We start from the raw sequence: 1925 nt of genomic DNA, 5'->3' as shown, positions 1-1925 counted from the left end.
GTCGTCAACATCGCCGATGCCTTCATGCGCTGGAGCAATGACGAATGGGTCTCGACGCCGCACCGCGTCGCCAATCCGCCGCGCAACAGGAAAGGCAGTTCGCGCCGCCAGTCGATCCCTTTCTTCGTCAACCCCAGCAAGGAGACGCTGATCTCCTGCCTGGAGCCGTTCTGCGCGAACGGCAAGCAGGCCAAATATGAGCCGATCACCTATGGAGACTATATCGAGCTGAAGACCAATCAGGCTTTCGGCCGCTGACCGATGGAGGGCTTCGGCCGTCCCAACGAACGAATTGATTCAAGAAATCAACAAGGGGAATTGTGATGACGAAAGTGACCAGACGACAGACGCTTGCCGGAATGGGCGCGCTCGGCGCCGCCGGGCTGATCGGAATGCCTGCCATCGCCCAGGAAAAGACGCTGATCGTGCCGACGCTCGGCGGGGTCTGGGAGCAGTTCTGGCGTTCGACCATCGCACCGGCCTTCGAGAAGGCCTCCGGCGCCAAGGTGACGCTCGATGTCGGCAATGGCCGTGTCTTCGGCGCCAATCTGCGTGCCGCCGGCGTCGACAAGCCGCCCTATTCGATCATCATGACCAACGAGGTCTTCGCGTCCGGCCTGCGCAAGGAGGGCTTCTTCGAAAAGCTCGATCTGGCAAAGCTACCGAACTACAACGACCTCTATCCGCTGGCCAAGATCGCCGACGGTTTCGGCGCCACCGGCGCCATTTCGCCGATCGGCATCGGCTACCGCACCGATCTGGTTCAGACGCCGCCCAAGGCCTGGAAGGACCTGTGGAGCAACGAGGAGTTCAAGGGCAGGATCGGCCTCTACAATTTCGCCAACAGCGCCGGCAAGATGGAGCTGCTGCTGGCTTCGAAGATCTTCGGCAAGGACCAGTACGACGTCGATGCCGGCTTTGACGCTCTCGCCAAGCTGGGCCAGGTGATCCAGGTCGATTTCAACCTTTCCACGGCCCTGTCCTCGGGTGAGATCGTCGTCGCGCCTTTCGATTTCGGCGAGATCGCGCGCCTGCGCAAGCAGGGCCTGCCGGTCGACTGCGTCGTTCCCGAGGAAGGCATGTTCATGTTCGACCAGACGGTCTCGATCCTGGCCAACGGCCCGGAGAAGGAACTGGCCTATCAATATGCTGACTTCCTGCTGTCGCCGGAAATCCAGATGCTGATGGCGAAGGAATTCTTCGTGTCGCCGACCAACTCCAAGGTGGTCATTCCTGACGACCTCAAGGCCGACGTGCCGGTTTCCGGCGAGGAGATGACCAAGATCCTCACCTGGGACTGGGATTTCGTCAACGAGAAGCAGGGCGAGCTGGCCGAGCGCTGGGCCAAGACAATCCTCTAAGGCCGACATTGAACTGGGAACGGCGCGCCTCGCTTGCGGGCGTGCCATCCTTCCTGCCAGCCGCGATGTACCTCCGGTGCTCCGTCGAAGCCGGCGGCTTTGTGAAGTGGAGAATTCATGACCGAGGTTAGCATCGAGCGGCTGACCAAGACCTTCGGCAGCGCACGCGCGGTCGATAGCATCTCGATCCGCATCGCCGATGGCGAGTTCATCTCGCTGCTCGGTCCCTCAGGCTGCGGTAAAACGACGACGCTGAAGATGATCGCCGGCTTCGAGGAAGCGAGCGAAGGCGCCATCCGCTTCGACGGCAAGGACGTCGTCAACGTGCCGGCCGAAAAACGCGACATCGGCATGGTGTTCCAGAACTATGCGCTGTTTCCGCATATGACGGTGGACCAGAACCTCGCCTTCGGGCTGGAGATGCGCAAGATCGCCAAGCCCGAAATGCTGAGCCGCATCGCCAAGGTGCTCGATATGGTGCAGCTCGGCGGATATTCCGACCGCTATCCAAACCAGCTTTCGGGCGGCCAGCAGCAGCGCGTGGCGCTGGCGCGGGCACTGGTC

At 61.5% G+C, this 1925-nt stretch carries 3 protein-coding genes; all 3 read left to right on the top strand.

The window, feature by feature from the left end:
- On the top strand, window positions 1–258 hold a 258-nt coding region (locus E5W87_RS32020), incomplete at its 5' end, for a 2OG-Fe(II) oxygenase family protein (protein WP_367118900.1).
- 65 nt (window positions 259–323) lie between these two features.
- The gene (locus E5W87_RS32015) at window positions 324–1361 is read left to right on the top strand and encodes an ABC transporter substrate-binding protein (protein WP_292406924.1); all 1038 of its coding nucleotides are present in this window, start codon (window positions 324–326) and stop codon (window positions 1359–1361) included.
- 117 nt (window positions 1362–1478) lie between these two features.
- Window positions 1479–1925 (top strand): ABC transporter ATP-binding protein (locus E5W87_RS32010; protein ID WP_292406922.1); only part of this gene is annotated, 447 nt, incomplete at its 3' end.

This window comes from Mesorhizobium sp. (genome assembly GCF_004962925.1).
GTDB lineage: Bacteria > Pseudomonadota > Alphaproteobacteria > Rhizobiales > Rhizobiaceae > Mesorhizobium.
Note: the sequence above shows the minus strand (reverse complement) of the source record. Positions and strands in the feature narration are given on the sequence as shown.

What these genes read in the sequence shown, in the direction of transcription:
- E5W87_RS32015 (WP_292406924.1), top strand. Translation starts at nt 324, where the DNA reads ATGACGAAAGTGACCAGACGACAGACGCTTGCCGGAATGGGCGCGCTC.